The organism is Microbacterium sp. B19 (genome assembly GCF_000333395.1).
In the GTDB taxonomy this organism is placed as follows: domain Bacteria; phylum Actinomycetota; class Actinomycetes; order Actinomycetales; family Microbacteriaceae; genus Microbacterium.
Map to the genome: position 1 here is coordinate 1 of NZ_BADA01000538.1, position 7494 is coordinate 7494.

General features: G+C 71.5%; 7 protein-coding genes and 1 pseudogene. 3 read left to right on the forward strand and 5 right to left on the reverse strand.

What is annotated here, in order from left to right; translation table 11 throughout:
* Positions 1-52: 52 nt before the first annotated feature.
* Positions 53-1459: an MFS transporter gene (locus tag I5G_RS18255; protein WP_026096077.1), complete on the forward strand. Its 1407-nt coding sequence runs from the start codon at positions 53-55 to the stop codon at positions 1457-1459.
* Between the two features lie 18 nt (positions 1460-1477).
* Here the strand turns inward: I5G_RS18255 and I5G_RS18260 are convergent, their stop codons facing one another.
* From I5G_RS18260 to I5G_RS18275, 4 genes are all read right to left on the reverse strand, one after another.
* Entirely contained in the window at positions 1478-2035 is a 558-nt protein-coding gene (locus tag I5G_RS18260) for a nucleosidase (protein ID WP_022880339.1), read from the reverse strand.
* 65 nt (positions 2036-2100) lie between these two features.
* Positions 2101-3045: an aldo/keto reductase gene (locus I5G_RS18265; RefSeq protein ID WP_022880340.1), complete on the reverse strand. Its 945-nt coding sequence runs from the start codon at positions 3043-3045 to the stop codon at positions 2101-2103.
* Between the two features lie 71 nt (positions 3046-3116).
* Positions 3117-3266 (reverse strand): hypothetical protein, encoded by a 150-nt coding sequence (locus I5G_RS26050; RefSeq protein ID WP_022880341.1) that lies wholly within the window; start codon positions 3264-3266, stop codon positions 3117-3119.
* Positions 3263-3460, reverse strand: a complete 198-nt coding sequence (locus I5G_RS18275) for a hypothetical protein (RefSeq protein ID WP_022880342.1) — start codon at positions 3458-3460, stop codon at positions 3263-3265. Before I5G_RS18275 ends, I5G_RS26050 begins: the two co-directional genes overlap by 4 nt.
* A 103-nt stretch (positions 3461-3563) precedes the next feature.
* On the opposite strand from I5G_RS18275, the gene I5G_RS18280 reads away from it, so the two are divergent.
* Positions 3564-4061, forward strand: a complete 498-nt coding sequence (locus I5G_RS18280; protein WP_022880343.1) for a DUF427 domain-containing protein — start codon at positions 3564-3566, stop codon at positions 4059-4061.
* 12 nt (positions 4062-4073) lie between these two features.
* Here the strand turns inward: I5G_RS18280 and I5G_RS18285 are convergent, their stop codons facing one another.
* Entirely contained in the window at positions 4074-6134 is a 2061-nt protein-coding gene (locus tag I5G_RS18285) for an NAD(+) synthase (RefSeq protein ID WP_022880344.1), read from the reverse strand.
* A gap of 107 nt (positions 6135-6241) precedes the next feature.
* Here I5G_RS18285 and I5G_RS18290 point away from each other — a divergent pair.
* Positions 6242-7494 (forward strand): annotated as a pseudogene (locus tag I5G_RS18290) (ribonuclease H-like domain-containing protein); the annotation flags it as partial.

Here is a 7494-nt window from a genome sequence, read left to right on the forward strand (position 1 = left end):
CCCCCGACACAGGAATCCAGCTCTCGCCCCGCCCCGCTGGCGGGCGTACTGGATCGCCGTCTCCGTCGCGGCGCTCACGATCCTCGACCTGACGAAGGTCAACGTCGCGCTGCCGTCCATCGAGACGGCGCTGCACGCGGGTCCGACCGAGCTGCAGCTCGTCGTCTCGGGATACGTCCTCACCTTCGGTCTCGTGCTCGTTCCGGCGGGCCGTCTCGGCGACCTGCGTTCGCGGCGCGTGCTGTTCCTCGTCGGGCTGTCGCTGTTCCTGGTGATGAGCCTCGTGTGCGCCCTCGCCCCCAACACCACGGTCCTGCTGACCGCCCGCCTCCTGCAGGGCGTCGCCGCCGGCATCCAGATGCCGCAGGTGCTGGGGCTCGTGCAGCAGCTGTTCCAGGGCAAGGAACGCGGGCGCGCGTTCGGCCTCTTCGGCGCGACGATCGGCATCGCGACGGCGCTCGGCCCGACGCTCGGCGGACTGCTCATCGCGCTCGGCGGCCCGACCGACGGCTGGCGGCTCATCTTCTGGATCAACATCCCGCTCGTCGCGATCGTGATCGTGCTCGCGGCGTGGCTGCTCCCCAGCACCCGGACGAAGTCGCACCGGGCGCTCGATCTCGACCCGATCGGCGTGATCCTCTTCGGGCTCACGATCGTCGCGCTCATGTGGCCGTTCCTCTTCACGACCGGGTCGCCCGACGACGACCCGCGCCGCTGGTGGCTGCTCGTCGTGTCGGTCGTCTTCGCCGCAGCGTTCATCTTCTGGGAGCGCCGCTACGCCGATCGCGGACGGATGCCGCTGATGCCGCTGTCGATCTTCTCGCTCAGCTCGTACCGCAACGGCATCCTGATCTCGACCGCCTACTTCTCGGCCGTGCCGGCGATGTTCCTGCTCGGCACCCTGTTCCTGCAGGGCGGACTGGGTCTCGAGCCGGTGTTCGCCGGGATGGTGACGATCGGGTTCGCCGTGGCATCCGCGGGGAGTTCCTGGGTGGGCGGCAACCTCGTCACCCGGTTCGGGCGTCCTCTCGTGGTCGTGGGCATCCTCGGGATGGTCGTCACCGCGGGCGCTCTGGCCGTCGTCGCGCTGACGACCCCGGCCGAGTGGACGCCCTGGGCGATGGCGGGCGTCATGATCTTCGGGGGCCTCGCGGGCGGACTCGTCATCTCGCCGAATCAGACGCTCACGCTGGCCGACATCCCGGTCTCGAGCGGCGGCGTCGCGGGATCGGTGGGACAGCTGGGGCAGCGGATCGGCACAGCCGTGGGGACGGCGATCGCCCTCGCGCTGTTCTACGCGACGGTGTACCGCGAGCGGGACGGCCGCGACACGCTCGTGGTCTTCCACGACGCGTACGCCAGCGGCCTGATCGCCGTCGGCGTGTTCCTGGGGCTCGCCCTCATCGTTGGCGTCGTCGACCTCGCGGGCCGTGCCCGCCGCGGTTCGCAGACGCCGTAAGCAGCGCTCCGCGAGCCGTCAGACCCCGTACAGCTCGCGGATCTTCGCGCGGAGCTCGTGGCTGCAGCGCTCGACGACGTCGTCCCACAGCTCGGTCGCCCCGTCCTGAGCGCGGTCCGAGACGGCGCGCAGGATGCGGATCGGCACGTCGAACTGCTGCGCGACCCACGCCAGCGCGTAGGACTCCATGTCGACCATGCGCGCGTCGAGCCCGCGGATGAGGGCGACGGCGTCGGCGTCGTCGACGAAGTGATCGCCGGTCGCGATCACGACGCCCTCGGGAGCGATGTCGACCCGCGCGGGCAGCCAGACGTGCTCACCGAAGGTGCCGTCGAGGCCTTTCACGTCGTGTTGGATCGTGGCGGAGATGTCGTAGATGCCGCCTTCGAGGTCGGGGTCGATGGCACCCGCGGTGCCGACGACCACGATCTCGTCGTAGGTGCCCTCGCACAGCGCGCGGGTCAGGGCGTACGCGGCGGGAATCTTCCCGACGCCCGTCAGCAGCGTGTCGAAACCGGGGATGTCGGGTTCGAAGGCGACGAATTCGGACGCGTGGGCGGCGACGAGGAGCTTCACCTCCCCATTCTGACCGACCGCGGGGCCGCGCGACGACGCGCGACCCCCGCGGCCGGGTCGAGCGGTCAGTCCTGCGCGGCCGCCGACACCTCGTCGAGGCGAGCGAGTTCGTCGCCCGAGAGCTCGAGCGACATGCTCGCCACGAGGTCCGCCACCTGCTCGGGGCGCGACGCGCTCGCGATGGGAGCGACGACCGTCGGCTGAGCGCGCAGCCAGGCGAGAGCCGTGGTCGCGATCGAGGCACCGTGCGCGTTCCCGATCTCCTCGAGCGTGTCGATCACGGCGAGGCCCGCGGGCGTCGCGAGCTTCGCGGCCCCGCCGGCGCGGGGCGAATCGCCCGCGGCATCCGTCGTCCGGTACTTGCCCGTCAGGAAGCCGCTGGCCAGCGCGTAGTACGGGACCAGCGAGAGGCCGAACTCCTCGGCGACGGGGACGATCTCGCTCTCGACCGCGGTGCGGTGCACGAGGTTGTAGTGCGGCTGGACGGCGACGGGCAGGTCGGCGCCGGCGGCCTCGGCGAGCGAGATCCACTCGCGGATGCGCTCCGCCGTGTAGTTCGACACGGCCACGTACCGGACGAGTCCATCGGACACGAGCTCGGCGAACGCGCCGACGGTCTCCTCGAGCGGGGTCTCGGGGTCGTCGAAGTGCGCGTAGTACAGGTCGATCGCGTCGACACCGAGGCGCTGCAGGGAGGCCTCCGCGGCGGCGCGGACGTTCTTCGCGGAGAGACCGCGGAAGTCGGGGTGCGTGCTCACCTTCGTGGCCACGACGACGTTCTCCGGCTTGCGGCTCGCGAGCCACTCGCCGATGAGGGTCTCGCTCTCACCGCCCGAGTTGCCGGGCGCCCAGTGGCTGTACCCGTCCGCGGTGTCGATGAAGTCGCCGCCGCCGGCGTGGAAGGCATCCAGCACGGCGAAGGAGGTGTCCCGGTCGGCGGTCCAGCCGAAGACGTTGCCTCCGAGGGAGAGGGGACGGATGTCGAGGTCGCTGCGACCGATGCGCGTCATGATGGCCTTCCGTTCGGGAATGGGTGCGTTCGAGACAACGACCCCGCCCGCGGGGAATTCCCGCCGCGCCGTCAGTTGCCCGAGCCGCCCGACAGGATGCCGATGAGCCCGCTGCCGAGCAGCCACAGTCCGACCGCGGACACAGCGATCCAGATGACGACCTGCCCGCGCGGGTACTTCCGGGGCTTGTCGTCCTGCCCGTTGTCGTCGGGCACGCTCACGAGCGCACCATCGTCACGATCGACACGATGATCACGGCGAGGCCTCCGATTCCGGCGATGGCGGCGATCACGGGGCCGCCGCCCGCGAGGAGCGCGGCGATGCCGAGCCCGAGGAACAGCACGCCGAGAACGATCCCGCCCACCTGGTAGACGCGGTACCGCCGACTGATTCCGGTGCCGTGTTCGCCGCTCACTCGTGCCCCTCCTGCCCCCAGGCTACCGAACCGCTGTGACCGTCCGAGCCACGCTTCGATCACGGCCGACCCTCGCGACGCCGGCGCGGCGTACCGTGGATCCATGGTGCGACCCGTTCCCGACCCCGTCCGGCCCGGCCAGGAATCCGTGTGGGAGTATCCGCGGCCGCCGCGGGTGGAGCGGGTCCCGAAGCGCGTGCAGATCGACTTCGGTGGCATCCGGATCGCCGACACCGACGACGTCGTGCGCGTGCTCGAGACGAGTCACCCGCCGGTCTACTACCTTCCGATCGCCGCTTTCGGCGACGCGTTGACGCTCGGTCGAGGCGCGTCCTTCTGCGAGTTCAAGGGCGGTGCGCGGTACTTCGACGTGCACGGGGGCGGCGGGGTGGTCGCCGAGCGCGCCGCGTGGAACTATCCCCGTCCGATGCCCGGCTACGAGGTGCTCGCAGATCGCGTCGCGGTGTACGCCGCACCCATGGACCGTTGCATCGTCGCGGGCGAGACCGTGCGGCCGCAGCCCGGCGGGTTCTACGGCGGATGGGTCACCGACGACCTCGCGGGGCCGTTCAAGGGCATCCCCGGCTCGATGGGCTGGTGAGGGCCGGGCGCCTCAGTCCTTCGCGAACGCCTGGGGAATCGCGGCGTGGAGCTCCGCGAGCCAGGCGCGGGCGTTCCCGTCCGACGGTGCACGCCAGTCGCCGCGCGGTGACAGCGAGCCCGCGGGGGAGACCTTGGGGCCGTTCGGGATGGCGGTGCGCTTGAACTGCGCGAACCCGAAGAAGCGCTGCAGGAAGACCTCCATCCACCGCGCGACGGTGACGAGGTCGTACGACGGCCGCGCGCCCTCGGGATAGCCCGCGGGCCAGGATCCGGCATCCGGGTCCTCCCACGCCTTCGCGGCGAGGAACGCGATCTTCGACGGCCGGAAGCCGAAACGCAGCACGTGATGCAGCGTGAAGTCGTGCAGGTTGTAGGGGCCGATGCGGTCCTCCGTGGACTGCATCTTGCCGTCCTGCCCGGCAGGCACGAGCTCGGGGCTGATCTCGGTGTCGAGCACGGCCTGCAGCACCTCGACCGTCGCGGCGCTCAGCTCTCCGGCCGAGATCACCCACCGGATGACGTGCTGGATCAGCGTCTTGGGCACGCCCGGGTTCACCGAGTAGTGGCTCATCTGGTCGCCCACGCCGTAGGTCGACCAGCCCAGCGCGATCTCGGACAGATCGCCGGTCCCGATGACGATCCCGTTGTTCTGGTTCGCCAGGCGGAAGAGGTAGTCGGTCCGCAGACCCGCCTGGACGTTCTCGAAGGTGACGTCGTGCACCGGCTCGCCCGCGGCGAACGGGTGGCCCATCCGGGAGAGCATCTCGGATGCCGCGGGGCGGATGTCGATCTCCTCGATCGTCGCGCCGACCGCCTCGGCGAGGGCGATCGCGTTGCGCTTCGTCCTCTCGCTCGTGGCGAAACCGGGGAGCGTGTACGTCAGGATGTCGCTGCGCGGACGGCCCATGCGGTCCATCGCGCGGGCGATCACGAGCAGGGCGTGCGTGGAGTCGAGCCCGCCGCTCACGCCGAGGACGGGGCGGGGGCGACCGATCGCCTCGAGGCGCTGCACGAGCCCCGACACCTGGATGTTGAACGCCTCGTAGCAGTCCTGCGCCAGACGCGCGGGGTCGTCGGGGACGAACGGGAAGCGGTCGAGCGCGCGCCGGAGCCCGAGGTCGGCGGCCGGGGGCGCGAGCTCGAACGTCACGGTGCGGAATGCGGTGCCGGCCGTGCGGCGGTTGTCCTCGAACGTGCCCTGGCGCAGGCGGTCCTGACGCAGGCGGTCGAGGTCGACGTCGGCGACGCTGCGCCGCGGACCGTCCGGGAACCGCTCGGTCGTGGCGAGGAGCTGTCCGCCCTCGTAGATCATCGTCTGGCCGTCCCACGACACGTCGTTGGTCGACTCGCCCTGACCCGCGGCGGCGTAGACGTACGCCGCGAGGCAGCGGAGCGACTGCGATTGGCACAGGAGGCTGCGGTCGTCGGCGCGTCCGATCGTGATGGGGCTGCCGGAGAGGTTGGCGAGCACCGTGGCTCCCGCCAGCGCGGCGGGGGAGGACGGCGGGATCGGCACCCACACGTCCTCGCACACCTCGGTGTGCAGCGTCAGCCCGGGGATGTCGACGGCGTCGAACAGCAGGTCGGTGCCGAACGGCACGGTCTCACCGGCGACGGTGATGTGCTGGCCGGCGGTGTCGTCGCCGCGGGCATACCAGCGCTGCTCGTAGAACTCGCGGTACGTCGGCAGGTACGACTTCGGCGCGACGCCCAGGATGCGCCCGCGGTGCACGACGACGGCGCAGTTGTAGAGGCGGTTGCCGTGGCGCAGGGGCGCGCCGACGAGCAGGACGGGCAGGAGATCGACGGATGCCGCGACCACACGCGCGACGGCGACCTCGACGGCATCCAGCAGGGGATCCTGCATCACGAGATCGTCGATCGCGTAGCCCGACAGGCAGAGCTCGGGGAAGACGGCGATCGCGACGCCCTCGGCATCGCACTCGCGCGCCGAGGCCAGCACCGCTTCGGCGTTGGTGGCGGGGTCGGCCACGGCCACGGGGATCGTGCACGCCGCCACGCGCGCGAAGCCGTGCCGGTAGACGTTCTCGAACGGCAGCTCGGTGATCACCGCTCCAGTCTGTCAGGTGGCGCGGACACCGCGGCGGCGGGTGTGCGCGGAGGAGGTGTGGACAGTGCGACCGGCGATGTCGGCGGCCCCGATTAGCGTTGACCATCATGCGGTACATCGAGCAAGAAGCCCGGATCGTCTGGAGCGCCAGCGACCTCAAAGCGGCAGCCGAGTGCGAGTTCGCCTGGCTCCGGGCGATCGACGCCAAGATCGGCCGCATCGAGGCCGTGCCCGACCCCGAGGACGCCACGCTCGAACGCGCCGCAGCCCTCGGCACCGCGCACGAGCTGCGCGTGCTCGACGACTACCGCCGCGACTTCGGTGCGGGCGTCCGCGAGATCCCCGCCGCCCGCTCCTCCGACGCCGCGGCGCTCGCCGAGGCCGTGCGCCTCACCGACGCGGCCCTCGCCGACCCGACCGCCGAGGTCGTCTACCAGGCGGCCTTCGCGACCGGCGAGTTCGTCGGTTTCGCCGACTTCCTCGTGCGGGAGCCCGACGCGGGCGACGGCGGCCCGCGGCCCTGGATCGTGCAGGACACCAAGCTCGCACGTCGAGCCCGCGTCACCGCCCTCATGCAGCTCGCGGCATACGTCGACCAGCTCGACCGCCTCGGCGTCGCGCGCTCCGACGAGGTGCAGCTGCTGCTCGGCGACGGCGGCACGAGCACGCACCGCGTCGACGACCTCCTGCCGGTGTTCGAGCTGCGCCGTGCGCGCCTCCGCGCCCTCATCGCCGATCGCCGCGTCGAGCTCGGCGCGGCCGGTCCCATCGTGCCGTGGGGCGATCCCCGCGGCGATCTCGCGGTCATCGCGTGCGGTCGGTGTGCGACGTGCGAGATCGAGGTGGTCGCGCACCGCGACCTGCTGCTGGTCGCCGGGATGCGCCCCGTTCAGCGCGATCGGCTGCGGGCCGGTCGCATCCACACGATCGACGAGCTGGCGGGCGCGCCCGCGGCCCCGCAGGGCATGAGCGTCGACACGTTCGTCTCCCTCCGCACGCAGGCGCGGCTGCAGCTCGAGAGCCCCGCGGGCGACGGCGGCGCCGGCGAGCACGTCGTGCCGACCTTCGAGGTCGTCGCCCCGAAAGCGCTGGGCGTCCTGCCCCGCCCCGACCACGGCGACCTGTTCTTCGACTTCGAGGGCGACCCGCTCTACACCGAGGGCGATCGCGAACAGTGGGGCATCGACTACCTGTTCGGCTGGGTCGACACCCGCGAACGCTACGGAGCGCTCTGGGCGCACACGTTCGACGAGGAACGCGCGGCGCTGGAGCGCTTCCTCGACATGGTGGCGGTGCGTCGCGAGCAGTTCCCCGACATGCACATCTACCACTACGCGCCGTACGAGCCCACGCACCTGCT

Coding starts and splice junctions, on each gene's coding strand:
- I5G_RS18280 (WP_022880343.1), top strand. CDS start 3,564: ATGGTGCGACCCGTTCCCGACCCCGTCCGGCCCGGCCAGGAATCCGTG.
- I5G_RS18265 (WP_022880340.1), bottom strand. CDS start 3,045: ATGACGCGCATCGGTCGCAGCGACCTCGACATCCGTCCCCTCTCCCTC.